Consider the following 22,861-nt stretch of genomic DNA (forward strand, 5'->3'; position numbering starts at 1 on the left):
AGATTCCCATGCGACCTTGGACAGCAACGCGCTTCAATAGTGCCCGCGGGAGAGGTAAGCAGAATGTGCCGCCCTAGTTTTTTTTCGTCAGCCGGCGCGTCCGTTGGCCAATTGCGTGACGATCACGCCGGCCACCACCAGCGCCGCCCCCAGCCAGTGCAGCGGCGTAATGTGTTTTACGGCAAAGCCCAGCAAGCCGTAGCGGTCGATGGCCAGCGCGGCCAGCACCTGGCCGCCGATCACGGCCGCCATGAAGGGGCCGGAGCCCATGCGCGGTGCCAGCATCAGCGCGGCCGTGATGTAAAACACGCCGGCCGCGCCGCCGAGCCAGGTCCAACCCGGCGCGCGCAGCGACAGCGCCACCTCGGGCGCCGGCACGCGCATCGCCAGCATGACGAGTGATGCGAGCACGGCGCTGACGCCCAGCGAGGCCACGGTGGCCCACAGCGGGTGGCCCAGGTTGCGGCCCAGCGCCGCATTGGCGCCGGCCTGGAACGGCACGACGGCGCCGGCCAGCATGGCCAGCGGGGCAAACAAGGTAATCCATCCTTGCATGTGAGACTCCATCTGTTGAGTTGATGGATGGCATCGTATTATTATGCTGGGATAAAATCCAATTCACAATTTGTCATCAAAACATGCATCAAACGAATAGTCTGCGCGCGATCGACCTGAACCTGCTGGTGATCCTGGAAGCCTTGCTGAGCGAGCGCCATCTGTCGCGCGCGGCCCAGCGCTTGCACATGAGCCAGCCGGCGGTCAGCCATGCGCTGGCACGGCTGCGCCATCTGCTCGGCGACCCGCTGCTGCTGCGTGGCAAGGGTGGCTTCCAGCCGACGGCGCGCGCGCTGGCGCTGGCGCGGCCGCTGGCCGAGGCCTTGCAAAACGTGCGCTCGGTACTGGGCGGCGCGGTGTTCAACGCCGCCAGCACGCAGCGCGTGTTTCGCCTGGCCATGTCCGACTACGGCGCGGCGCAGGTCTTGCCGGCCCTGCTGCGCCGCTTGCGCACGGACGCGCCCGGCATTGATCTTTCCATCAGCTACGCCAGCCGGCCGGCCATGCTGGCTGCCTTGCAGGATGGCGAGATCGACCTGGCGCTGGGCGTGTTCGCGCAACTGCCGCAGCAGTTGCACAGCGATATCTTGTTCGAGGAAACGTTTATTTGCGCGATGGACCCGGCCAGCCTTGCACCGGGCCAGGTGTTGACGCTGGAAGCCTATCTGGCGCGGCCCCATGTGCTGGTGGCGTCCACCGATGGCGGCATGGCGGGGGAAGTCGATGCGGCGCTGGCCAAGCTGGGCAAGACGCGCCGCGTCGCCGTGCGCTTGCCACACTGGACGGTGGCGCCGGAGTTACTGAAGGGAACAGATTTGATCCTGACGGTGGCGCGCCGCGCCGTGCCGGGACATGAAGGGCAGGCTTTGATGCTGCAGGCGCCGCCGTTTGCGATTGCGGCGTTTGGATTCGAGCTGGTGCGGCATCACCGTACCGATGGCGATGCCGGCATTGCCTGGCTGCGCGCGGCGATTGCCGCCGCAGTGCAGCCCGCTTGATGACAGTGCGCTGATTACAAGCCGCCACCCTGGCCGTCGAACTTGCGTTCGATCAGTTCGATCTTGTAGCCGTCCGGATCGGTAATAAAGGCGATCACGGTGGTGCCGCCCTTGACGGGGCCCGGCTCGCGCGTGACGTTGCCGCCATTGCTGCGCGCCGCATCGCAGGCGGCGACGATATCGTCGGCCGAGATGGCGATATGGCCATACGCCGTGCCCAGGTCATAGCTGGTGCTGCCGTAGTTGTAGGTCAGTTCCAGTTCCGCGTGGTCGGGGTTCGAGCCGTAGCCGACAAAGGCCAGCGTGTACTGGTATTCCGGGTTGTCGCTGGTGCGCAGCAGCTTCATGCCCAGCACCTTGGTGTAGAAATCGATGGAGCGCTGCAGGTCGCCGACCCGCAACATGGTGTGCAAAATACGCATGCTGAATCCTTGCTAATCATATGGGAATAGCAGGATTCTAGGCGTTTTATGGGGTTCCTGCAGAAACCGCTCCCGCCACCCGTTGCCAGGCGGCATGGAACGGCGAGCGGCTTGGTCAAGCCGGCTTATTCCAGCGTGGCGTCCAGCGTGATGTTGGCGACCAGCAATTTCGACACAGGGCAGCCCAGCTTGGCGCGCAGCGCCACATCCTGGAATACCTCATCGGTGGCGCCGGGAATCGTGGCCACCAGGGTCAGGTGGATGGCGGTGATCGCGTATTCGCCATCGACCTTGTCCAGACTGACTTGCGCCGTGGTTTTCAGGGCCGTCGCTTTCAGGCTCGCTTCGCCCAGCTTGCCCGACAGCGCCATGGTAAAGCAGGCCGCGTGGGCGGCGCCGATCAATTCTTCCGGATTGCTGCCCGGACCATCTTCAAAGCGGGTGTTAAAGCCATAGGCAATATTGTCGAGCGCACCGCTTTCGGTGGAAATAAAACCCTTGCCATCCTTGAGGCCGCCACTCCAGACGGCTGATCCTGATTTCTTCATGATGTGCTCCTTTGCGTGGTTCGAACAACCATCATGCGCGCCGGATCAGCCTGCCACTGTTCGGTGCGTCACACAGGGGGATGATCGCCCCCTGTGTCCAGCCTCAAGGCGCCGTCGTCACGCGCCAGATCACATTGCCCACATCGTCGGCCACCAGCAGCGCGCCTTCCTTGTCGAGCACCACGCCGACCGGACGGCCCTGGGCATTGCCCTTGCGGTCGAGAAAGCCGCTGACAAAATCCTGCGGCGGACCGGAAGGCTTGCCATCGGCAAACGGCACGAAGATCACCTTGTAGCCGCTGAAGGGCTTGCGGTTCCATGAACCGTGCTGGCCGATAAAGGCGCCGCCTTGGTAGCTTTCCGGAAACTGCTTGCCGTCATAGAACGCCAGGCCCAGCGAAGCCGTATGGGCGCCCAGCGCATAGTCGGGCGAGATGGCCTTGGCCACCAGTTCCGGGCGCGGCGGCTTCACGCGCTGGTCCACATGTTGGCCGTAATAACTGTAGGGCCAGCCGTAGAATCCGCCATCCTTGACCGAGGTCATGTAATCGGGCACCAGCTCGTCACCGATCTCGTCGCGCTCGTTGACGGCTGTCCACAGCGCCTTGCTGGTGGGCTGCCAGGCCATGCCGTTCGGGTTGCGCAGGCCGCTGGCAAAGATGCGCGGCTTGCCGGTCGCAATTTCGTATTGCCAGATGGCCGCACGGCCTTCCTCGGCGCCCATGCCGTTCTCGGCCACATTGCTGTTCGATCCGACCGATACATATAAAAACTTGCCATCCGGGCTGGCCACCACGTTCTTGGTCCAGTGATGATTGATCGGGCCGCCCGGCAAATCCATTACCTTGACGGGCTTGGCCGTGATCTCGGTCTGGCCCTCTTCATAGGGCACGCGCACCAGCGCGTCGGCATTGGCGATATACAGGTCCTTGCCGACCAGCGCCATGCCGAACGGCGAATTGAGGCCTTGCATAAACACCGTGCGCGTCTGCGCCACGCCGTCCGCATCGACGCCGCGCAGCAGCGTGATGCGGTTGGCGGTCGGCGTGCCCGCGCCGGCTTTTTTCATGGTCATCTTCATGATCTTGCCCTTGATGCCCTTGCCGTCTTCCGGTTTTGGCGGGGCATTGGTTTCGGCCACCAGCACGTCGCCATTCGGCAGGACATGAATCCAGCGCGGATGGTCGAGGTCGCGCGCCAGCGCGTGGATGGCAAAACCGGCCGGTACCGTCGGCTTGGCATCGCCGGCCCAGCGTTCCACCGGCGCCACCTGCACCGTCGGGATCAATTGCTTCGATGGCTTGGGCAGGTCCGGATTCGGGCCGAAGCCGGGCGGCATGGCTTGCGCCAGGGCACTACCGGCACCGGCGAGGGCCGTCACGGCAGCCAGGGCAAGCAGGGAAACGCGCAAGCGCGGGGCGAGGAAGGGCATGGCAGGCTCCGGGATCAGGTTTGATGGGGTTTTTTGGACGTCAGGTCCGGATCGGGCTTGGCCTGGCCAGGGGGGGCCGGCTTGACCTTTTCCACGCCCGGCTGGGCGCGCAGGTCGGTATCGACCAGGCCTTGTTCAAGGTCGCTGGCGGCCTGCTTCATGATGTCGCGCGGCTGGACGTTCTGCGCGTCGGGCGACTCGTCGCGCTCGTGCGGCAGGCGGTCCACGCCATCGTTTTGTACTTTCTCATCGGTATTGATCTTGCGCTCGCTGTGTTCGGTAGCCATATGACCTCCTGAGTGTAAGAATGATATGGACCAGTGTCCCCGCGCGGGCCGCGCCGCGCAAGCGGATTTCCCGGCCGAGGGCGCGCTGGCGCACGCAGGGGCGCATCTTTTCTTCGCCCCCGTACCGTCCATCCCGATTACACTGCATGCACGACTTACCGAACGCCCCTTGCAGCCGGCCCGCTACCGCACTATACTGTGCATATATACAGTATTTCGCGGTAGTGGCGTGCTGATCGCGACAGCCTTGGGGCGACTTGCCACCGAATTCATTTGCCGAGATTTTTATGCCCGTCGATAACCACGCCGATCTTCCGCCAGCACCGCCGCCAGCCCCGGGTTCCAGCTTCAACATGGGGCCCAAGACCATCGCGCTGGTCGTTCGCCAGAATACCGATGGCATCGCCGAGCCCGTCAACAGCATCATCGACTTCCTGCGCGGCCTGGGCCACACGGTGGTGTTCGAGGCGGAAACCGCCGCCCACCTGGACGTGGCCGGCGTGCCCGCCCTGTCGGCCGCCGACATCGGCGCCTGCGCCGACTGCGCCATCGTCATGGGCGGCGACGGCACCATGCTGGGCATTGCGCGCCAGCTGGCGCCGTATGACGTGCCCTTGATCGGCATCAATCAGGGCCGGCTGGGTTTCATGACCGATATTCCGTTGGAGCGCATGTTGCCGGTGCTGGCGGACATTCTGGGCGGCAATTTCGAAGCCGAGCGCCGCACCTTGCTCGAAGGCAGCGTGCTGCGCGACGGCAAGGCGATTCATGTCGGCATGGCCGTCAACGACGTGGTGGTCTCGCGCGGCGCCGGCGCCGGCATGGCTGAATTACGGGTCGAAGTCGACGGCCATTTCATGTACAACCAGCGTTCGGACGGACTGATCATTTCCACCCCGACGGGATCGACCGCCTATGCGCTGTCGGCCGGCGGCCCGCTGCTGCACCCCACCCTGGGCGGCATCGTGCTGGTGCCGATCGCGCCGCACGCGCTGTCGAACCGTCCCATCGTGTTGCCCGATTCGAGCCAGATCGTGGTGGAAATCGTGCGCGGACGCGATATCAGCGTGAACTTCGACATGCAGACCTTCGCCAGCCTGCTGCAGCAAGACCGCATTTTGATTCGCCGTTCGCCGCACACGATCACTTTCCTCCATCCGGAAGGCTGGAGCTATTACAACACCCTGCGCGAGAAGCTGCACTGGAACGAGTATCCGTCCGGCGAGGGCAAGCTCGTTTAAGCGCGGTTTTTTACGCCAACCCCGCGGCGCCCAGCCTGATTGCCGCCCAACCATTGAAGCCATGCTCCATACACTGTCCATCCGCGATTTTGTCATTGTCGATACCATTGAGCTGGAATTTTCCGCCGGCTTCAGCGTGCTCACGGGCGAAACGGGCGCCGGAAAGTCCATCCTGATCGATGCGCTGACCCTGGCGCTGGGCGGGCGCGGCGACGCCAGCGTGGTGCGCGAAGGCGCGGCCAAGGCCGACATCACGGCCGATTTTTCCGTCAGCGAGGTGGCGCAGGCCTGGTTGGTGGCCAATGAATTTGCCAACGAAGACGGCGGCGCCCTGATGCGCCGCGTGATCGACAATGCGGGCCGCTCGAAAGCCTATATCAACGGCATCGCCGCCACCGCCGCGCAGCTGCGCGAGCTGGGCGACCTGCTGGTCGACATCCACGGCCAGCACGCGCACCAGTCCCTGCTGAAAAGCGAAGCCCAGCGCGCCCTGCTCGACGGCCAGGCGACGGCGCGCGAGGCGGGCGCGGAACAGGACGCGCGCCAGGTGGGGCTTCTCCACAAGCGCTGGCGCGCCCTGGTGCGCCAGCGCGAAGAATTCGAAACCAATGCCGCCAACGTGCTGTACGAGCGCGAACGCCTGGAATGGCAGGTGGGTGAACTGGAAAAGCTGGCCGCCAAGCCCGGCGAATGGACCGAGATCACCAACGAGCACAGCCGACTGTCGCACGCGGCCAGCCTGCTCGAAGGGGCGCAGGAAGCGCTGTCCATCATTTCCGAAGCGGAAGAACACCCGGTGATTTCCCAGTTGGCCACCTTGAACCAGAAGCTGGGCAAGCTGGTCTCGGTCGATGCCGAACTGCAGCCCATCGTCGACCTGATCGAATCGTCGCGCATCCAGCTGCAGGAATCCGTGTATGCGCTGAACAATTACCTGGACCGCGTGGAACTGGACCCGGAACGCCTGCACCAGCTCGACGCGCGCATGGAGGCGATGCACAGCACGGCGCGCAAGTTCCGCGTCACGCCCGAAGAACTGCCGGAAGAACACGCGAAGCTGTCCGAAAAACTGCAGCACCTGGCCGACGCCAGCGATATCGAGGGGCTGCGCCGCCAGGAAGAAAAGATCGAAACCGAATACCGCGAGGTCGCCGGGCGTTTGTCCGGCACCCGCAAGGCGGCCGCACTGGAACTGGGCCAGGCCGTGACGCGCGCGATGCAGGAACTGAGCATGACGGGCGGCAGCTTTGAAATCGCCCTGAACCCCTGCGAACCGGCCGCGCATGGCCTGGAACAAGTGGAATTCCTGGTGGCCGGCCATGCGGGTACGGCGCCCAAGTCGCTGGCGAAGGTGGCCTCCGGTGGCGAGCTGGCGCGGATCGCGCTGGCCATTTCCGTCATCACCTCGCACGCCACCACCACGCCAACCTTGATCTTCGACGAAGTCGACAGCGGCATCGGCGGCGCCGTGGCCGAAGTGGTGGGCCGGCTGTTGAAACGCCTGGGACAGGGCCGGCAAGTGCTGTGCGTGACCCACTTGCCGCAGGTGGCGAGCCAGGCCAATCAGCATTTCCAAGTAGCAAAAGGCACCTTGGACAACGGCAAGACCGCCTCGCGCATCGACATGCTCGACGCCAAAGGGCGCGTGGAGGAAGTGGCGCGCATGCTGGGCGGCCTGGAAATCACGGCCACCACGCGCAAGCATGCGCGGGAATTACTCGCAACGTAATCGAAGCCGGGGTCAGACCCCCGCGCCCGCTAGCGCAAGCCTCTCAGTTGGCGGCCTTGAGGGTCTGACCCCAGCATTTTCAGGGTTTGCGGGTTTTGCATGCGTACCCCCAACGGTAAAAGCTGGGGTCCGACCCTCAATACCACTAACACAAAGTTCATTGCCAACAGTGACGGGGGGCTGACCCCGTCCAATGCCACTATAATAACTGGCTACCCGTCCAACGTTATCAAAGAGCCCATGCCCTTCCAACCCGAACCGCCGTACACCCATGGCACCGTCGCGCGCAGCGCCGTGGTGCTGGTCAACCTGGGCACGCCCGATGCACCGACCGCCTCGGCCGTGCGGCGCTACCTGAAACAGTTCCTGTCCGACCCGCGCGTGGTGGAAATCCCGCGCCTGGTGTGGTGGTTCATCCTGAACCTGATCATCCTGCCGTTCCGCTCCGGCCAGTCGGCCAAGAAATACGCGTCGATCTGGACCAAAGAGGGTTCGCCTTTGAAAATCCATACGCAGCGGCAGGCCACCCTGCTGGCCGGCGCGCTGGCCGGGCGAGGCCACGGTGGCCTGACGGTGGCCATGGCCATGCGCTATGGTTCGCCGTCCTTGCCCGAAGTACTGGCGCGGCTGAAAAGCGAAGGCTGCGAGCGCATCGCGATCCTGCCCGCCTATCCGCAGTATTCGGGCACCACCACCGGTTCCATCTATGACGCCGTGTTCAGCCATTACGCCACGGTGCGCAATGTGCCGGAACTGCGTTTCATCAAGCAATACCACGAGCACGACACCTATATCGCCGCCTTGCGCGACTCGGTACTGGCGCACTGGGAAACCAATGGCCGTCCGGAAAAACTGGTGATGAGTTTTCACGGCGTGCCCAAGCGCACCCTGCTGCTGGGCGACCCGTACCACTGCCAGTGCCTGAAAACGGCGCGCTTGCTGGCGGAACAGTTAAAACTGAGTAAAGATCAGTATATCGTCACCTTCCAGTCGCGCTTCGGCAAGGCCGAGTGGCTGCAGCCCTACACGGCGCCGACCCTGATTGCGCTGGCGCAGCAGGGCGTCAAGCGGGTGGATCTGCTGTGCCCGGGCTTTACCAGCGATTGCCTGGAAACCCTGGAAGAGATCGCCATGGAAGCGAAGCATGATTTCGAAACGGCGGGCGGCCAGCAGTTTCATTATATTCCTTGCCTGAACGAAACACCGGCCTGGATCACGGGCATGGCGGAAATCGCCGAGCAGCATATGATCGGCTGGCCCACCATGCGCACGGCGCTGGAACGCACGGCCGAGCGGCAGGACGGCGAACAGGCGCGTGCGGCGGCGCTGGCGCTGGGCGCGGCCAACTAGCGATAGCTGATGCTTCCAGCAGACGAGGGCCGCGCTTGCGCGGCTTTGTCTTGTGTGGCATGAGCGGATTTGCTAAATGACAACATCGAAATGGCGGGCCATCGCGCCGGACTGGTAGAATGCCGGGCTTCACCGATGGCGCGCGCATCGCTTGCAGGAAACAGGAAGCGATATGCGATTCGCTGTAACATTGAACGGGGTTTTCTGGTGATGTTGTTAATACCCCTTGAAAGAGAGGGATATAGCCCCATCTGCCGCTCAGTGTTGTAGAGCGATGTAGCCTAACTAATATTAAGTCATTGATTGTAGGAGCTTTTCAGATGCAAGATCAGGAAAACCAAGCTGTACCTAATCAGCCAGCGGACGCTGCGGCGGCTGCACCATCGACTCCCGCAGAGCCTACTTTGGAAGAGCAGCTGGCCAGTACCGAAGCGCGTCTTGCAGAGATGCACGATGCCTTCATGCGCGCCAAGGCCGACGGTGAAAACATCCGTCGCCGCGCCCAGGAAGATGTTGCTAAAGCACATAAATTTGCAGTTGAAAGCTTTGCCGAAGCCCTGGTGCCCGTGAAAGACAGCCTGGAAATGGCATTGACGGTGGAAGCACCGACCATCGAATCGCTGAAGGAAGGCGTGGAAATGACCTTGAAGCAGTTGAGCTCGGCTTTTGAGCGCAACCGCCTGGTCGAGATCCTGCCGGTGCAAGGCGAGAAGCTGGACCCGATGAAGCATCAGGCCGTGGCCGTGGTGCCGGCCGAGCAGGAAGCCAATACGGTCGTGTCGGTATTGCAAAAGGGCTATATGATTGCGGACCGTCTGTTGCGTCCGGCCATCGTGACCACCGCGCAAGCAAAATAATCAGAGTGCGGCATCAAGCAAGCCTTGAAACCATGCCGCTTTGCCACATATAAGAACCATCTGAAATCTAGCGAATAAAAGGAAATAAATCATGGGTAGAATTATCGGTATCGATCTGGGAACCACAAATTCCTGCGTTTCCATCATGGAAAATGGTCAACCAAAGGTAATCGAAAACGCTGAAGGCGCACGCACGACGCCGTCGATTATCGCTTACCAGGAAGATGGCGAGATTCTCGTCGGCGCGCCGGCAAAACGCCAGGCCGTGACCAATCCGAAAAACACGCTGTACGCAGTCAAGCGTCTGATCGGTCGCAAGTTCGACGAGAAAGAAGTACAGAAAGACATCGCGCTGATGCCTTACCAGATCACCAAAGCCGACAACGGCGATGCGTGGATCGGCGTGCGCGACAAAAAACTGGCGCCACAGCAAATTTCGGCTGAAGTGCTGCGCAAGATGAAGAAAACCGCCGAAGACTACCTCGGCGAAGAAGTGACCGAAGCCGTCATCACGGTACCGGCCTACTTCAACGACTCGCAGCGCCAGGCAACCAAGGATGCCGGCCGTATCGCTGGCCTGGACGTCAAGCGCATCATCAACGAGCCGACCGCGGCCGCGCTGGCCTTCGGCCTGGACAAGAACGAAAAGGGCGACCGCAAGATCGCCGTGTATGACCTGGGCGGCGGCACGTTCGACGTCTCGATCATCGAAATCGCCGATGTCGATGGCGAAAAACAATTTGAAGTACTGGCCACCAACGGCGACACCTTCCTGGGCGGCGAAGACTTCGACCAGCGCGTCATCGATTACATCATTGACGAGTTCAAGAAGATCAACGGCATCGACCTGAAAAAAGATCCGATCGCCCTGCAGCGCATCAAGGCTTCGGCCGAGCGCGCGAAGATCGAGCTGTCGTCGTCGCAACAGACCGAAATCAACGAGCCCTACATCGCCATGGCCAATGGCGCACCGGTCCACCTGAACCTGAAGATGACCCGCGCCAAGCTGGAGTCGCTGGTTGAAGAGCTGATCGCCGCCACCATCGAGCCTTGCCGCATGGCCATCAAGGATGCCGGCGTCAAGGTTTCGGACATCGACGACATCATCCTGGTCGGCGGCATGACCCGTATGCCGAAGGTGCAGGAAAAAGTGAAGGAATTCTTCGGCAAGGATCCACGCAAGGACGTGAACCCGGACGAAGCCGTGGCCGTTGGCGCAGCGATTCAAGGTTCGGTCCTGTCGGGCGAACGCAAGGACTTGCTGCTGCTGGACGTGACGCCATTGTCTCTGGGTATTGAAACCCTGGGCGGCGTGATGACCAAGATGATCCACAAAAACACCACGATTCCGACCAAGTTCTCGCAAGTGTTCTCGACCGCCGACGACAACCAGCCTGCCGTGACCATCAAGGTCTACCAGGGTGAGCGCGAAATCGCGGCCGGCAACAAGGGCCTGGGCGAATTCAATCTGGAAGGCATCCCGCCAGCATCGCGCGGCACGCCACAGATCGAAGTGACCTTCGACATCGACGCCAACGGCATTTTGCATGTCGGCGCGAAAGACAAGGCCACCGGCAAGGAAAACAAGATCACCATCAAGGCGAACTCCGGTTTGACCGAGGCTGAAATCCAGAAGATGGTCAAAGACGCCGAGTTGAACGCAGAAGAAGACAAGAAGGTGAAAGAGTTGGCCGAGTCGCGCAACCAGGCCGATGCTCTGGTACACTCGACCCGCAAATCGCTGACGGAATACGGCGACAAGCTCGACGCCGGCGAGAAAGAAAAGATCGAAGCGGCCATCACCGACCTGGAAGCGAGCATCAAGGCTGGCGACAAGGCCGAGATCGACGCCAAGGTGGAAGCACTGTCGACCGCATCGCAGAAACTGGGCGAAAAAATGTACGCCGACATGCAAGCGCAGCAAGCAGCCGGCGGTGCGGAAGGTGCACAGCAAGCTCCTGGCGGCGCGTCCGATGCCGGCGCCAAGCAAGATGACGTGGTTGACGCTGACTTCAAGGAAGTCAAGGACAGCAAGTAATCTCTTGCGCTCCCGTCGCTTGGGGGCAGCCGGGTTGAACGCTACATCGCGGCATTAGCCACGAAGACCGGCCGAGCCGAGTCGCCGCCCCAGTGCGGCACTCGACTCGGCTTTTTCGTGTAATTTTTACATCAGTAGATAGACTGCAAGGTGCCGACAACATGGCAAAGCGTGATTTTTACGAGACACTCGGTGTCGCAAAAAATGCTTCGGAAGAAGAGATCAAAAAGTCTTACCGTAAACTGGCGATGAAATACCATCCGGACCGCAATCCGGATAGTAAAGAGTCGGAAGAAAAGTTTAAGGAAGTCAAAGAAGCCTACGAAATGCTGACCAATCCGGAAAAGCGCGAAGCGTACGACCGCTATGGTCACGCCGGCGTGGACCCGAACATGGGCGGCGGTGGCGGCTTCGGCGGCGGTGCTGGCGGCTTTGCCGACAGCTTCGGCGATATCTTCGGCGACATCTTTGGCGGTGGCGGCGGACGCAGCCGTAATGCGGGCCCGCAGGTGTATCGTGGCGCCGATTTGCGCTACAACCTGGAAATTACACTTGAGCAAGCTGCGCACGGCTTCGACACGACCATCCGCGTGCCGAGCTGGGACAAGTGCGAAACCTGCCACGGCAGCGGCGCCAAGCCGGGCACGCAGCCCGTCACCTGCGGTACCTGCGCGGGCCACGGCCAGGTGCGCATGCAGCAAGGTTTCTTCAGCATCCAGCAAACTTGCCCGAAATGCCATGGCAGCGGCAAGGTGATCCCCGAGCCGTGCACCACCTGTGCCGGCGCCGGACGCATCAAGCGCAACAAGACGCTGGAAGTCAAAATTCCTGTCGGCATCGACAATGGCATGCGCATCCGCTCGTCCGGCAACGGCGAACCGGGCACGAATGGCGGCCCGGCGGGTGACCTGTATGTGGAAATCCACATCAAGCCGCACGCCGTGTTCCAGCGCGAAGGCGACGACCTGCATTGCGAAATGCCGATCTCGTTCACCAAGGCGGCCCTGGGCGGCGATATCGAAGTGCCGACCCTGAACGGCAAGGTGTCGTTCACGATTCCTGAAGGCACCCAGTCCGGCAAGACCTTCCGCCTGAAAGGCAAGGGCATCAAGGGCGTGCGCTCCGGCTACGCTGGCGATCTGTTCTGCCACGTGGCCATCGAAACGCCGGTCAAGCTGACCGACAAACAAAAAGAACTGCTACGCGACTTTGAAAAATCCACCACCGAGGGCGGTGCCAAGCACAGTCCGCAAAGCAAGACCTGGAAAGACAAGGTCAAGGATTTTTTTGAATAAGCATTAATCAATATCGCCGGGATGCCAACCACATCCCGGCGTTTTTTTAAGGAAAACATCATGACCGAAGTAAAAAACGGCCCGGCCCTGTCAGAACTGCTACAGCGCAACAAGCGCTGGGCCGATTCGATGGTGGAAAAGAATCCCGACTACTTCAAGAACCTGGAAGCGCAGACTTCGCCCGAATACCTGTGGATCGGCTGTTCCGACAGCCGCGTGCCGGCCAACGAACTGCTGGGCATGCCGCCAGGCGACGTGTTCGTGCACCGGAATATCGCCAACGTGGTCGTGCATTCCGACCTCAATTGCCTGTCCGTGTTGCAGTTCGCCGTCGACGTGTTGAAGGTCAAGCATGTCATCATCGTCGGCCATTATGGCTGCAAGGGCGTGCATGCGGCCATGACGGGCACGCGCATCGGCCTGGTCGACAACTGGCTGCGCCATGTGCAGGACGTGAGCCAGAAACACGAGCGCTACCTGGGCGACGTGCTGACCAGCCGCCAGCGCAGCGACCGCCTGTGCGAGCTGAACGTGGCCGAGCAGGTGCTCAACGTGTGCCAGACCACCATCGTGCAGGACGCCTGGGAACGCGGCCAGGAAGTCAGCGTGCACGGCTGGGTCTACGGCCTGAAAGACGGCGTGCTGAACGACCTGAACGTGACGATTACGGCCGGCCACGAACTGGCGCCGCGCATGGCGGCCCGTTTGGCCCGTTACGAAGAAGTGCAGTAATGGCTGGCGCGGCTAATCTTTGATGATGAGCCGCGCTTCAGCAGCATCTGGTGAAGTGGCCATTGCCACTCATGCAGTGAAGTGCGCATTGATATCGCGGGCGGCATGCAATACCCGCACGACATCAATTCCTTCCCTGGTGATTTGATAGAAGAGCAGGTAGTGTTCAAATGGAAAACTGCGCAGGTTTTCCAGCAACTCATTGCGCAAGCGTCCGATGGCGGGCTGAAGTGCCAGTCTTGCCAATTGCCTGTCAATCCGGTCGATGAACTTATCGGCCTGTCTTTCGCTATCCCGAGCGATATAAGCCCATATGTCCGCCATGTCGATACGCGCCTTCGGCCGCATGGTGACCGTTGGCATTATGCGTCTCCGGCAACCTTTGTCACATGTCTTGCCCGGCCGGCAGCCTTGATATCTGCAGCGCTCCATGCAACAGATGTCCCGCTATCGAGCCCATCCTGTATATCCTGGCGAAGCTGGCCCAGCCTGGCTTCCCTGAACTGGTCTTTCTCTTCCATCAGGCGCAAAGCCTCGCGCACCACTTCACTGGCTGAGGTATAGCGGCCGGATTCGACTTTCTGGCGCACCAGTTCCTCCAGTTGTGGTGTCAGATTAATATTCATTCCCATGGCGTGAACTCCTGTACCTGAATATGCTGATCATACGCCGATGTCCATCTTTGACAAAGATGGACATTTTCATTGTGCTCGTTTACTTCAACACCGTGCGCGCCGCCGCCACGATCTGCCGCGACAGCTGCTCCATGCGCGGCGACTGCACTTTCCAGGTATGCCAGTACAGTGCCACGTCGGCCGGCTGCTTCGGCGTCAGCATCTCCACCAGCTTGCCATCGGGATTGGCCTGCAGCAGCAGTTCCGGCACCATGCCGTAGCCGAGGCCGTAACGGATGGCGTTGAAGTGCGAGGTGGCGCCCGGCACGTAGTGGCAGGGATAGGCGCCGTCCGGCAGGCCCAGCGCCTGCTGCAGGTAGTTTGACTGCAAGGTGTCCTTGCGCGTGTAGGCCACCACCGGCGCCGCGCGCGCCGCCGCGCGCGTGAGGCCCTGGGCGAACCATTGCCGGCGAAACGCCGGCGTGGCCACCAGCCAGTAGCGCATCACGCCCAGCGGTTCGGCCGTGCAGCCGCGCATCGGCTTCGGTTCGGTGCTGATGCAGCCGATCGCCATCCCCGTTTCCAGCAAGGTATAAGTGTGGTCCTGGTCCTCCACCGCCAGGTCCAGCAGCACTCGTTCACGGTTCAGGATGTCGGCCAGGGCCGGGAAAAACCAGGTGCCCATCGAGTCGGCGTTCAGCGCCAGCACCAGGGTCAGCGGCGCGTCCTGCTGCACCGCCAGTTCCGCCTCCAGGTCCGCCTCCAGCAGCCTGGCGCGCTTCAGATATTGCATCAGGCGCTGGCCCGTGCGCGTGGCGCGGGCAGGGCGGCTGCGCACGATCAGGGCATTGCCCAGCTGGCTTTCCAGCGCGCGCACGCGCTGCGAGATGGCGGGCGAAGTCAGGTGCAGTTGCAGGGCCGCCTGCTCGAAACTGCCGGTCTCGACGACGGCACGAAACGCTTCCGTATGCTTGGGATTGAGTTCCATCAGCGCCGCCCATCATTAGGAAAATTTATCATTCCCAAATAATACTTACTTTTTATAAGGAAAGGCGTGTTGCGGTGCACAATGGCGTTTTGCGTCTTGCCGTACTCTGGAAGAATAAATCATGCTGCTCTATACGATCTACCTGGTGGCGATTACCGCCGAAGCCATGTCCGGCGCCATCATGGGCATGCGCCGCGGCATGGACCTGTTCGGCATCGTGATGATCGGCACCGTCACCGCGCTGGGCGGCGGCACCATCCGCGACGTGTTGCTGGGCCACTATCCGCTGGGCTGGATCGCCCATCCCGAATACCTGCTGTTTACGGGCGGCGCGGCCGTCGTCACGGCCTTCGTGGCGCGCTATCTGCACCATTTGCGCTCGGTATTTTTGATCGTCGACGGACTGGGACTGGTGGCGTTTTGCGTGATCGGCTGCGATATCGCCATGTCGGCCGGCATGCACCCGGCCATCGTGGTGCTGGCAGGCATGATCACCGGCGTGTTCGGCGGCCTGCTGCGCGATATTCTGTGCAACCAGATCCCGCTGGTGCTGCAGCGCGAAGTGTATGCCACCGTGGCGGTGTTTACGGGGGCCTTGTACGTGGCGCTGCTGCATTTCAAGGTCGACAGCGCGGTGGCGCAGCTGGCGTCGATCGGCGCCGGCCTGCTGTTCCGTTTCCTGGCGCTGCGGTTTTCGTGGCGCTTGCCGAATTTTAATGGTGACCAGGTTCGCGGGTTTGAGTGACGTGCGTGGTGGTGTCGGGTTACGCGCGCAGCGCTAACCTGACCTACGCGACTTAGGAAAGTTATCGTCAGATCCCGCCCATGCAGATATATTTGATCACCAGGTAATCATCGATCCCGTACGACGAGCCTTCGCGTCCCAGGCCTGACTGCTTGACGCCGCCGAACGGCGCCACTTCGGTCGAGATCAGGCCCGTATTGACGCCCACCATGCCCGATTCCAGTCCTTCCGCCACCTTCCAGATGCGACCGATATCGCGCGAATAGAAATAGGCGGCCAGGCCGAATTCGGTGTCGTTGGCCAGCGCCACGACTTCGTCGTCGGTGTGGAAGCGGAACAGGGGCGCCAGCGGGCCGAAGGTTTCTTCCTTGGCCACCAGCATGTCGGCCGTCACATCGGCGATCACGGTCGGCTGGAAGAAGCTGTGGCCCAGTGCATGGCGCTCGCCCCCTGCCAGCAGGCGGCCGCCCTTGGCCAGCGCGTCGGCCACATGTTGCTCGACTTTTTTCACGGCTTTTTCTTCGATCAGCGGCCCTTGCGTGACGCCGTCGTCGACGCCATTGCCGACTTTCAGCCTGGCCACCGCCGCCACGAGCTTTTCGGCAAACGCGTCATACACGCCGTCCTGCACATACAGGCGGTTGGCGCAGACGCAGGTCTGGCCCGCGTTGCGGTATTTCGAGGCGATCGCGCCTTCCACGGCCGCATCGAGATCGGCATCGTCGAACACGATGAACGGTGCGTTGCCGCCCAGTTCCAGCGACAGTTTTTTAATGGTCGGCGCGCACTGCGCCATCAGCTTGCGGCCCACTTCGGTCGACCCGGTGAAACTGAGTTTCCTCACCAGCGGGTTGGCCGTCAGTTCGTCGCCGATCTCCTGCGACGAGCCCGTGATCACATTGAACACGCCGGGAGGAATACCGGCTCGCTCGGCCAGCACGGCCAGCGCCAGCGCGGAGAACGGCGTCAGGCCGGCCGGTTTCACGATAATCGGGCAGCCGGCCGCCAGCGCCGGGCCTACCTTGCGCGTGATCATCGCGGCCGGAAAATTCCATGGCGTGATGGCGGCGCACACGCCGATCGGCTCTTTCGTCACCACGATGCGGCGGTCCGGCCACGGCGAGGCCAGGGTCTCGCCCGAGACGCGCTTGCCCTCCTCGGCAAACCATTCGATGAACGAGGCGGCATATTTCACTTCGCCTTTGGATTCGGCCAGCGGCTTGCCCTGTTCCGCCGTCATCAGCAGCGCCAAGTCGTCGGCGTGTTCCAGCATCAGGTCATTCCAGCGGCGCAGATAGCCGGCCCGTTCGGCCGCGCTTTTCTTGCGCCAGGCGGGCCAGGCCTCATTCGCGGCGGTGATGGCCTGCGCCGTTTCCTGCGTGCCCATGGTGGGGACATTGCCGATCACCTCGCCGGTGGCGGGGTTGCCGACGTCCATCGTCTTGCCACTCTCGGCATCGCGCCATTGGCCGTTGATATAGCATTGCTGGCGCAGCAGCGCGGGATCGTTCAAGGTCAGCGTGGTGGTCGGCATGGCGCTCTTTCTGCAAGTGGTGACGAGGTCTTTCATGGTAGCCCTTTTTGACGGCGCACGATTGGGCGCGGGGGCGCCGCATGTGAGCTGGCTCACCCTGGAATTATTTTTGCGTGGCTTTAACCCCGTTTTGTTCCGCGCCGCGTTTCATGATCCATACCTTCATGCCTACCGGAGAAACCGCCATGTCCACCGCCTTGAAAACGAGCTTGCTGCTGCCCCTGTTGCTGTCGTGCGCCGCCCATGCCGCCACCGCCGTTGACACCACCCCCAGGAAAACGCTGACGGCGTTTGCCAGCGAACAGGCGTTGAAGGCCTGGCTCGACAAGCTGGCCGCGCAGCAGCTGGCCCTGCAACGGCGCACCGAGCTGCAGATGAAAGCCATGCCGATGCCGGCGCCGATGGCCTCGTCGGCGTCCAAATCGGCCGAGGTGTCGGGGGCGGTCGCGGACTCGGTCGCGGACGCGGTTACCAACACGCAGACGGCCGGCATCGATGAAGGCGGCATCGTCAAGGTGCATGGCAAGCACCTGGTGATGCTAAGGCGCGGCAAGCTGTTCACGGTCAACGTCGGCCAGCAGGCCTTGCGGCCGGTGGCCTCGCTCGATGCGTTTGCGCCGGACAGCGATCCGTCCGACAGCTGGTATGACGAGCTGCTGGTGTCGGGCGACACGGTGGTGGTGATCGGCTACAGCTACAGCCGTGGCGGCACCGAGGTGGGCCTGTTCGATATCGATGCTGCCGGCCGCCTGGCCTACCGCGCCACCTATCACCTGCGTTCGAACGACTATTATTCGGCGCGCAATTACGCCAGCCGCCTGGTCGGCACCAAGCTGGTGTTTTACTCGCCGCTGTCGCTCAATCCGCGCCGCGGCGACCCGTTCGGCGGCTTTCCCGCGCTGCGCCGCTGGCGCAGTGACGCCGTGCCACAGGACTTCCAGCGCATCGCGCCGGCCACGCGCATTTTCCGCACCGATGAGGAGCCGGAATCTGGCGCCGGCATCACCCTGCATACCGTCACCAGCTGCGACCTGGCCAGCCGCGAACTGCGCTGCGAGGCGAGTGCCGTGATGGGGCCGGCCGGCCGCGTGTTCTATGTCTCCGGTGAATCCGTGTATGTGTGGACCACGCGTCGTGGCGGCGGTTCAAGCGTGTTCCGCCTGCCGCTGGACGGCACGGCGCCCAGCGCGCTGAAGACGGCCGGCGCGCCGGTCGACCAGTTTTCGTTCCTGGAAAGCGCGGACGGCCATCTGAATGTGCTGCTGCGCTCGCAGGGGCGTGGCGACGCCATGTGGGATAGCGACAAAGGGCAAGGCGAGCTGGCATTGCTGCGGGTGCCGCTGAACAGCTTTTCCGATGGCCGCGACAGCGCGCCGGCCGCCAGCTACCGGGCCTTGCCGGGCAATGGCGACTACGGTTTGCAGAACCGCTATGTGGGGCCGTACCTGCTGTATGGCCAATCCGGTAACTCGGCGCGGCGCCAGGTCGATCCGAACTGGCCTTTGCAGCCGCTGCATGCGCTGCGCTGGGCCGGCAAGGATGCGCCGCAAGCCTTGGCGCTGCCGCATGGCGTCGAGCGCATCGAAGCGCTGGGCAATGACGCGGTGGCGGTCGGCGCCAAGGGCCAGGATCTGCATTTCACCAGCATTCGCCTGGGAGGCCAGGCGGATATCGCTGGCAGCTATGTGCGCGCCAACGCGGCCCAGGGAGAAACGCGCAGCCACGGCTTTTTCTACAAGCCGGACACCGGCAGCGCAGGCGTGATCGGCCTGCCTATCCTGGGCGCCACGGAGCGCGCCGGCCCGCGTACGGAATCGGCCTCGGTGCTCTACCTGCGCAACGACAGGCTGGCCCTGACGGAGCTCGGTGCACTGGCGGCGAAGCCAGGTGCGCCGCCGGACGACGGCTGCCGCGCCTCGTGCGTCGACTGGTATGGCAATGCGCGTCCGCTGTTCCTGCAGGGCCGGGTATTCGCCTTGCTCGGTTATGAGCTGGTGGAAGGGGCGGTGACGGAAGGGAAGATACGCGAAACGCGCCGCATCAGCTATGCGCCGGCCGTGGCGCGTGCACGGTGACGTGCGGCGATTGTGGCGGCCGCCCGCTTCGGCTACACTGGTCCGCATGGCCGACACCTTACCCAACGACACCGATGAAGAGCTGATGCTGCGCTACGGCGGCGGCGACCTGCCGGCATTTCGCGAACTGTACCGGCGCCATCGCGAGGGCCTGTACCGTTTCGTGGCCTGGCGCTCGCCGCGCCGCGCCTGGGTCGACGAGATCGTGCAGGATGCCTGGGCCAGCCTGCACGCGGCGCGTGCCGGCTACCAGCCGCAGGCGGCGTTTCGCACCTGGCTGTACCAGCTGGCGCGCAACCGCCTGATCGACATCCTGCGCCAGAAAGAAGCGCTGTGGCTGGGCGCCGAAGTGGCCGCCGAGGTGCCCAGCGAGGCCGCCTCGCCGCAGCAGTCGTTCGAACAGAAACAGCAGCATGCGCTGCTGCACGCGGCCATCGCGCTGCTGCCGGCGGAACAGAAGGAAGCGCTGGTGCTGCAGCAGTTCAGCGCCATGAGCATTGCCGAGATTGCCGTGGTGACGGGCGCCGAAGCGGAGACCGTGAAAAGCCGGCTGCGCTACGCGATGCAGAAATTGCGCGCGCAGCTCGACGCGGCCAGCGGCAAAGGAGCACGAGCATGAATATTGAGCATCACGATGAAGAATTGAACGCGCTGCTGGCAGCCTTGCCGCAGCCGTCGCCGTCGGCCGAACTCGATGCGGCCATCCTGGCGGACGCCGAACAAGCGCTGGCGACCCCTTTGGCCAAGCCGCTGGCCGCGAACGACAGCGCCAATGGCGTGGTACGGACCCTGCCGGCAAAGAAGTCGACCGACTACCTGGCGCGCTGGCGCATTCCGCTGGGACTGGCCGCCGCCGTGCTGCTGACTTTCAACTTGGTTGGCGGCGATTTCTTTGGCCACAAGACGGCGCAGTTCCCGGTGGTCGGCGAGCCGCTCGATCCGCCGGTCGCCGCCTCCGTTTCGCCCTCGGCCGACCAGATGCAATCACAGGCCGAGCCCTCCGGCACGGTGCGTCCGGCGCCATCGGCACGGCGCGCGATGGCGCCGCCACCGCCCGCACCGTCAGCTGCCGAGCCGATGCCGGCGCCGCCGAAACTCGACGCGGCCGTCTGGCTGGTTAAGATCGACGGCTTGCTCAAGGCGGGCCAGCGCCCGGCGGCGCAGCAGGAGTGGGCCGCGTTCCGGCAGGCGTATCCCGCGTATCCGGTCGAACAGCAGTTGCAGCAGCGGCTTGAGCAAAAATAGGGCTTATAACCCCTTTTTCTTTTCCCACACCGCGCTGCCCACGAAAATGGCGGCGCACACCCACATCACGGCCGGCAGGGCATTGACGCCCGCCGACTGCATCAGCACGCCCGTCAGCAGCGGGCCGCCGCCGCTGGCCGCTCCCCAGGTGGCGTTGACGATGGCGCTGGCGCTGGTCAGCGGCAGGCCCGTAAAGCGCTCGCCGCAGGCCACCAGCGCCAGCATGTAGATGCCGCCGGCGGCGGCGCCCAGCAGCAGCAATACCGTCCACCACAGCCATGGCGTGCCGACCGCGAAGGGTAGCAGCGGCAGCAGCAGGCAGACGGCCACGCCGCAGCCGGTGTGAACTTTTGCACGCCCATAGCGGTCGGCCATCCAGCCCAGCGCGAACTGCAGACCCGTGTCGCCCACCAGCACCACCGTGGCCGAGAGCAGCGCCAGTTCGGTACTCATGCCGTGCCGCATCGCATACAGCGGCAGCAGGCTCAAGGCCAGGGTGTCGAACAGCGCAAAAAAGGCGGCGCCCAGCACGATCATCGGCATGCGCGGCAGGATCAAGGTCCATTTCACGCCCGGCTCGTTCGCTTCCTCGGCGTCTTGTTCCGGGCCGCTGTTCGAGATCAGCATCAGTCCCGGCAGCGCCAGCAAAAACAGCAGGCCGCAGGCGGCAAAGCTCCAGCTGATTTTATCGTTGAAGGCGGCCACCAGCGCCGGGCCGATCAGCTGAAAAAAGGTAAAGCTGGTGGTGTACATGGCCACCACCTTGCCGCGTGCATTGGCGGGCGCCAGGCGGTTGACCCAGGCTTCGCCGATGGTAAACAGCACGCCCATGGCGCCGCCGAACACGAAGCGCAGCACGCTCCACGCCAGCAGGCTGTCGGTGCACTGCATGGCGATGGTGGCCAGGGACGCCGCCCATACGGCGCCCACCATGGTGGCGCGCGCGCCAAAGCGGCCCACCCACCGCGACACGAACGGCGAGGCGGCCAGGATGCCCAGCGCGCTGACGGCCGTGATCATGCCGATCACGTCGGTGCCCACGCCGCGCCGGTCCAGCGTCAGGGCGGTCAGCGGCATGGTGGCGCCCAAGCCCAGGCCCACTACGCCGATGCTGACCACCAGGGCAAAGAAGTCACGCCAAGGCATGCTTTTCATGGCGTTTCTCGCGAGACGGGCATATGATTAATTCACTTGTAGCAATAATAAAGGCGGTAGTGTAGCCGCTGCCGCGCCTTTGATCACGCGCTTGATCATGCCCATGCTCCCGGCCATTGGTGTGGCTGTTTGGCAACTCTATCCTGTAGAGTAGGGCTGAAGGCGCTGCATCGTGCAGCCAAGCAACAGGATCGTCACGCTATCGAGAGCAAAACCTATGCCCCGTCCCATCGTCCTCGTTCCCGCCTGCCACCGCCAGCTGGGCAGCCACGCCTACCATACGGCGCAGGATAAATACCTGCACGCCGTGGTCGTGGCGGCCGGCTGCATGCCGCTGCTGTTGCCGGCGCTGGGCCAGGACGCCGACCTGGAGGCGGCGCTGCGCATCGCCGATGGCGTGCTGCTGACCGGCTCGGCCTCGAATGTCGATGCGCGCCTGTATGGCCAGGAGATTGCGTTCCCCGAATTGCCGCAGGATACGGCGCGCGACGCCACCACCTTGCCCCTGATCCGCGCCGCGCTGGCGCGCCAGCTGCCTTTGTTCGCGATCTGCCGCGGCTTCCAGGAAGTCAATGTGGCGCTGGGCGGCAGCTTGCACCAGGCCGTGCATGCGGTGCCCGGCATGCTCGATCACCGTGAAAACATCAGCGACCCGTTGGCGCGCCAGTACGGCCCCGCGCACCGCATCCGGCTGACGCCGGGCGCGCTGCTGTCGCGCATCCTCGGTGGCGAAAGCGAGATGATGGTCAATTCCCTGCATGGCCAAGGGATAGCCCGCCTGGCCGACGGCCTGCTGGTCGAAGCGCTGGCCGACGACGGCCTGGTGGAAGCCTATGCGGTGGCGGCGGTGCCCGGCTTTGCGCTGGGCGTGCAGTGGCATCCCGAGTGGCAGGTGGAAGACAACCCGCAATCGATGCGGATGTTCGAGGCCTTCGGCCAGGCCTGCCGCGAGTATCAGGTGACAAATAAAGCGACCAATAAATAGCGCGCCGCAGCGGTGATGGGCGGCGTTTGATCAAGA

General features: G+C 63.2%; 23 protein-coding genes. 13 read left to right on the top strand and 10 right to left on the bottom strand.

Going from position 1 to position 22,861, the window contains the following annotated elements; genetic code table 11:
* Window positions 1-87: 87 nt before the first annotated feature.
* Window positions 88-555, bottom strand: a complete 468-nt coding sequence (locus ACP7B7_RS19550; RefSeq protein ID WP_308924158.1) for a DMT family transporter — start codon at window positions 553-555, stop codon at window positions 88-90.
* Between the two features lie 83 nt (window positions 556-638).
* Between ACP7B7_RS19550 and ACP7B7_RS19555 the strand changes: the two genes are divergently transcribed.
* A complete protein-coding gene (locus ACP7B7_RS19555) occupies window positions 639-1,553 on the top strand; it encodes a LysR substrate-binding domain-containing protein (protein ID WP_426077779.1) in 915 nt (304 codons plus the stop codon).
* A 14-nt stretch (window positions 1,554-1,567) separates the two neighbouring features.
* Here the strand turns inward: ACP7B7_RS19555 and gloA are convergent, their stop codons facing one another.
* The 4 genes from gloA to ACP7B7_RS19575 all read right to left on the bottom strand — a co-directional run bounded on the left by gloA (window position 1,568) and on the right by ACP7B7_RS19575 (window position 4,242).
* Window positions 1,568-1,975 carry a lactoylglutathione lyase gene (gene gloA / locus ACP7B7_RS19560; protein WP_308924160.1) on the bottom strand — a complete coding sequence of 136 codons (408 nt, stop codon included), beginning with the start codon at window positions 1,973-1,975 and terminating at the stop codon, window positions 1,568-1,570.
* 125 nt (window positions 1,976-2,100) lie between these two features.
* Complete coding sequence (locus tag ACP7B7_RS19565) at window positions 2,101-2,523, bottom strand: OsmC family protein (protein ID WP_426077780.1); 423 nt, start codon at window positions 2,521-2,523, stop codon at window positions 2,101-2,103.
* Window positions 2,524-2,626: 103 nt separating this feature from the next.
* Window positions 2,627-3,955: a PQQ-dependent sugar dehydrogenase gene (locus ACP7B7_RS19570; RefSeq protein ID WP_426077781.1), complete on the bottom strand. Its 1,329-nt coding sequence runs from the start codon at window positions 3,953-3,955 to the stop codon at window positions 2,627-2,629.
* A 14-nt stretch (window positions 3,956-3,969) separates the two neighbouring features.
* Entirely contained in the window at window positions 3,970-4,242 is a 273-nt protein-coding gene (locus tag ACP7B7_RS19575) for a hypothetical protein (protein WP_426077782.1), read from the bottom strand.
* A gap of 353 nt (window positions 4,243-4,595) precedes the next feature.
* Between ACP7B7_RS19575 and ACP7B7_RS19580 the strand changes: the two genes are divergently transcribed.
* The 7 genes from ACP7B7_RS19580 to can all read left to right on the top strand — a co-directional run bounded on the left by ACP7B7_RS19580 (window position 4,596) and on the right by can (window position 13,484).
* The gene (locus tag ACP7B7_RS19580; protein WP_308925674.1) at window positions 4,596-5,483 is read left to right on the top strand and encodes an NAD kinase; all 888 of its coding nucleotides are present in this window, start codon (window positions 4,596-4,598) and stop codon (window positions 5,481-5,483) included.
* 61 nt (window positions 5,484-5,544) lie between these two features.
* Window positions 5,545-7,212, top strand: a complete 1,668-nt coding sequence (recN, locus tag ACP7B7_RS19585) for a DNA repair protein RecN (protein ID WP_426077783.1) — start codon at window positions 5,545-5,547, stop codon at window positions 7,210-7,212.
* Window positions 7,213-7,452: 240 nt separating this feature from the next.
* Window positions 7,453-8,562 (top strand): ferrochelatase, encoded by a 1,110-nt coding sequence (gene hemH / locus ACP7B7_RS19590; RefSeq protein ID WP_308924165.1) that lies wholly within the window; start codon window positions 7,453-7,455, stop codon window positions 8,560-8,562.
* A 320-nt stretch (window positions 8,563-8,882) separates the two neighbouring features.
* A complete protein-coding gene (grpE, locus tag ACP7B7_RS19595; protein WP_308924166.1) occupies window positions 8,883-9,419 on the top strand; it encodes a nucleotide exchange factor GrpE in 537 nt (178 codons plus the stop codon).
* A 91-nt stretch (window positions 9,420-9,510) separates the two neighbouring features.
* Window positions 9,511-11,457 (top strand): molecular chaperone DnaK, encoded by a 1,947-nt coding sequence (dnaK, locus tag ACP7B7_RS19600; protein WP_308924167.1) that lies wholly within the window; start codon window positions 9,511-9,513, stop codon window positions 11,455-11,457.
* Window positions 11,458-11,618: 161 nt separating this feature from the next.
* On the top strand, window positions 11,619-12,752 hold the full coding sequence (gene dnaJ / locus ACP7B7_RS19605) for a molecular chaperone DnaJ (RefSeq protein ID WP_308924168.1): 1,134 nt from the start codon (window positions 11,619-11,621) through the stop codon (window positions 12,750-12,752).
* A gap of 60 nt (window positions 12,753-12,812) precedes the next feature.
* Window positions 12,813-13,484: a carbonate dehydratase gene (gene can / locus ACP7B7_RS19610; RefSeq protein WP_426077784.1), complete on the top strand. Its 672-nt coding sequence runs from the start codon at window positions 12,813-12,815 to the stop codon at window positions 13,482-13,484.
* A 69-nt stretch (window positions 13,485-13,553) separates the two neighbouring features.
* Here the strand turns inward: can and ACP7B7_RS19615 are convergent, their stop codons facing one another.
* The 3 genes from ACP7B7_RS19615 to argP all read right to left on the bottom strand — a co-directional run bounded on the left by ACP7B7_RS19615 (window position 13,554) and on the right by argP (window position 15,086).
* The gene (locus ACP7B7_RS19615) at window positions 13,554-13,847 is read right to left on the bottom strand and encodes a type II toxin-antitoxin system RelE/ParE family toxin (RefSeq protein WP_308924170.1); all 294 of its coding nucleotides are present in this window, start codon (window positions 13,845-13,847) and stop codon (window positions 13,554-13,556) included.
* A complete protein-coding gene (locus ACP7B7_RS19620) occupies window positions 13,847-14,116 on the bottom strand; it encodes a type II toxin-antitoxin system ParD family antitoxin (RefSeq protein ID WP_308924171.1) in 270 nt (89 codons plus the stop codon). Before ACP7B7_RS19620 ends, ACP7B7_RS19615 begins: the two co-directional genes overlap by 1 nt.
* An 82-nt stretch (window positions 14,117-14,198) precedes the next feature.
* Window positions 14,199-15,086 (bottom strand): HTH-type transcriptional regulator ArgP, encoded by an 888-nt coding sequence (gene argP, locus ACP7B7_RS19625; RefSeq protein ID WP_426077785.1) that lies wholly within the window; start codon window positions 15,084-15,086, stop codon window positions 14,199-14,201.
* A 121-nt stretch (window positions 15,087-15,207) separates the two neighbouring features.
* On the opposite strand from argP, the gene ACP7B7_RS19630 reads away from it, so the two are divergent.
* Complete coding sequence (locus tag ACP7B7_RS19630) at window positions 15,208-15,831, top strand: trimeric intracellular cation channel family protein (protein WP_308924173.1); 624 nt, start codon at window positions 15,208-15,210, stop codon at window positions 15,829-15,831.
* 67 nt (window positions 15,832-15,898) lie between these two features.
* Here ACP7B7_RS19630 and gabD read toward each other — a convergent pair whose 3' ends face one another.
* Window positions 15,899-17,401: an NADP-dependent succinate-semialdehyde dehydrogenase gene (gene gabD / locus ACP7B7_RS19635; RefSeq protein ID WP_426077786.1), complete on the bottom strand. Its 1,503-nt coding sequence runs from the start codon at window positions 17,399-17,401 to the stop codon at window positions 15,899-15,901.
* A gap of 149 nt (window positions 17,402-17,550) precedes the next feature.
* Here gabD and ACP7B7_RS19640 point away from each other — a divergent pair, with 149 nt between their 5' ends.
* From ACP7B7_RS19640 to ACP7B7_RS19650, 3 genes are read left to right on the top strand one after another with little or no spacing between them, the layout of a single operon-like run.
* A complete protein-coding gene (locus ACP7B7_RS19640; RefSeq protein WP_426077787.1) occupies window positions 17,551-19,440 on the top strand; it encodes a beta-propeller domain-containing protein in 1,890 nt (629 codons plus the stop codon).
* 46 nt (window positions 19,441-19,486) lie between these two features.
* On the top strand, window positions 19,487-20,059 hold the full coding sequence (locus ACP7B7_RS19645) for a sigma-70 family RNA polymerase sigma factor (protein ID WP_308924176.1): 573 nt from the start codon (window positions 19,487-19,489) through the stop codon (window positions 20,057-20,059).
* Window positions 20,056-20,685, top strand: coding sequence for a hypothetical protein (locus ACP7B7_RS19650; protein ID WP_308924177.1), 630 nt, complete (start codon window positions 20,056-20,058; stop codon window positions 20,683-20,685). Before ACP7B7_RS19645 ends, ACP7B7_RS19650 begins: the two co-directional genes overlap by 4 nt.
* Before the next feature lie 3 nt (window positions 20,686-20,688).
* On the opposite strand, the gene ACP7B7_RS19655 is transcribed toward ACP7B7_RS19650, so the two are convergent.
* The gene (locus tag ACP7B7_RS19655) at window positions 20,689-21,840 is read right to left on the bottom strand and encodes an MFS transporter (protein ID WP_308924178.1); all 1,152 of its coding nucleotides are present in this window, start codon (window positions 21,838-21,840) and stop codon (window positions 20,689-20,691) included.
* Between the two features lie 217 nt (window positions 21,841-22,057).
* Here ACP7B7_RS19655 and ACP7B7_RS19660 point away from each other — a divergent pair, with 217 nt between their 5' ends.
* Entirely contained in the window at window positions 22,058-22,825 is a 768-nt protein-coding gene (locus ACP7B7_RS19660) for a gamma-glutamyl-gamma-aminobutyrate hydrolase family protein (protein ID WP_426077788.1), read from the top strand.
* Window positions 22,826-22,861: the final 36 nt, after the last annotated feature.

Origin of the sequence: Janthinobacterium sp. PSPC3-1, from assembly GCF_049896105.1 — a bacterium.
GTDB lineage: Bacteria > Pseudomonadota > Gammaproteobacteria > Burkholderiales > Burkholderiaceae_D > Janthinobacterium.

Coding starts and splice junctions, on each gene's coding strand:
- ACP7B7_RS19550 (WP_308924158.1), bottom strand. CDS start 555: ATGCAAGGATGGATTACCTTGTTTGCCCCGCTGGCCATGCTGGCCGGC.
- ACP7B7_RS19555 (WP_426077779.1), top strand. CDS start 639: ATGCATCAAACGAATAGTCTGCGCGCGATCGACCTGAACCTGCTGGTG.
- gloA (WP_308924160.1), bottom strand. CDS start 1,975: ATGCGTATTTTGCACACCATGTTGCGGGTCGGCGACCTGCAGCGCTCC.
- ACP7B7_RS19565 (WP_426077780.1), bottom strand. CDS start 2,523: ATGAAGAAATCAGGATCAGCCGTCTGGAGTGGCGGCCTCAAGGATGGC.
- ACP7B7_RS19570 (WP_426077781.1), bottom strand. CDS start 3,955: ATGCCCTTCCTCGCCCCGCGCTTGCGCGTTTCCCTGCTTGCCCTGGCT.
- ACP7B7_RS19575 (WP_426077782.1), bottom strand. CDS start 4,242: ATGGCTACCGAACACAGCGAGCGCAAGATCAATACCGATGAGAAAGTA.
- ACP7B7_RS19580 (WP_308925674.1), top strand. CDS start 4,596: ATGGGGCCCAAGACCATCGCGCTGGTCGTTCGCCAGAATACCGATGGC.
- recN (WP_426077783.1), top strand. CDS start 5,545: ATGCTCCATACACTGTCCATCCGCGATTTTGTCATTGTCGATACCATT.
- hemH (WP_308924165.1), top strand. CDS start 7,453: ATGCCCTTCCAACCCGAACCGCCGTACACCCATGGCACCGTCGCGCGC.
- grpE (WP_308924166.1), top strand. CDS start 8,883: ATGCAAGATCAGGAAAACCAAGCTGTACCTAATCAGCCAGCGGACGCT.
- dnaK (WP_308924167.1), top strand. CDS start 9,511: ATGGGTAGAATTATCGGTATCGATCTGGGAACCACAAATTCCTGCGTT.
- dnaJ (WP_308924168.1), top strand. CDS start 11,619: ATGGCAAAGCGTGATTTTTACGAGACACTCGGTGTCGCAAAAAATGCT.
- can (WP_426077784.1), top strand. CDS start 12,813: ATGACCGAAGTAAAAAACGGCCCGGCCCTGTCAGAACTGCTACAGCGC.
- ACP7B7_RS19615 (WP_308924170.1), bottom strand. CDS start 13,847: ATGCCAACGGTCACCATGCGGCCGAAGGCGCGTATCGACATGGCGGAC.
- ACP7B7_RS19620 (WP_308924171.1), bottom strand. CDS start 14,116: ATGGGAATGAATATTAATCTGACACCACAACTGGAGGAACTGGTGCGC.
- argP (WP_426077785.1), bottom strand. CDS start 15,086: ATGGAACTCAATCCCAAGCATACGGAAGCGTTTCGTGCCGTCGTCGAG.
- ACP7B7_RS19630 (WP_308924173.1), top strand. CDS start 15,208: ATGCTGCTCTATACGATCTACCTGGTGGCGATTACCGCCGAAGCCATG.
- gabD (WP_426077786.1), bottom strand. CDS start 17,401: ATGAAAGACCTCGTCACCACTTGCAGAAAGAGCGCCATGCCGACCACC.
- ACP7B7_RS19640 (WP_426077787.1), top strand. CDS start 17,551: ATGTCCACCGCCTTGAAAACGAGCTTGCTGCTGCCCCTGTTGCTGTCG.
- ACP7B7_RS19645 (WP_308924176.1), top strand. CDS start 19,487: ATGGCCGACACCTTACCCAACGACACCGATGAAGAGCTGATGCTGCGC.
- ACP7B7_RS19650 (WP_308924177.1), top strand. CDS start 20,056: ATGAATATTGAGCATCACGATGAAGAATTGAACGCGCTGCTGGCAGCC.
- ACP7B7_RS19655 (WP_308924178.1), bottom strand. CDS start 21,840: ATGAAAAGCATGCCTTGGCGTGACTTCTTTGCCCTGGTGGTCAGCATC.
- ACP7B7_RS19660 (WP_426077788.1), top strand. CDS start 22,058: ATGCCCCGTCCCATCGTCCTCGTTCCCGCCTGCCACCGCCAGCTGGGC.